The organism is Vibrio sp. 378, from assembly GCF_033339435.1.
On record NZ_JAWOUO010001256.1, the window covers coordinates 1 to 509 of the forward strand.

A 509-nucleotide genomic window follows, 5' to 3' on the forward strand; every position below is an offset into this window, starting at 1 on the left:
CTATTCGAAATTGGTCAAAGTGCGTCGGTTGAGTTAGAACACTTAGCCGAGGGTGGCAGCAATGCCGAGCTGATTGCTCTGATGAACAGTGACGACAACGTCTACCAAGGTGTCTCTGGCAACGGTTTGCTGCTGCCGGGCTCATCGGACGAAGTCTCCATCACGGTCAATCCTCATCGTTATGGTTATTTGTCGCTGGCTTCGATGCTCGTGAACACTAATGATGCCTTTGTTGGCGAAACGGGATTATCGCTCAAGTCACTCGCAGTGGGTGACAGTTACGAGATGAACATGAACGTGTGGGATTCTGGCACAGAGCTTAATGATGAATTGGCAGCCACGATTCCCGGCCCAGCGGGTGGCGGAGAAGGGTTTAACTCAACCCCAAACGATATGAATGATGCGGGCGCGGTTCACGCTGGCGTCATCAGCCATGATGATGGAATGGCTGATTCAACCTTTTCGGCAAACCATCGTTTTCTAAATCCTGGCGCGAAGGTTACGATCAC

At 51.5% G+C, this 509-nt stretch carries 1 protein-coding gene; it reads left to right on the forward strand.

Going from position 1 to position 509, the window contains the following annotated elements; translation table 11 throughout:
- Positions 1 to 509 (forward strand): spondin domain-containing protein (locus R7Q48_RS31430; protein WP_318134387.1); only part of this gene is annotated, 509 nt, incomplete at both ends.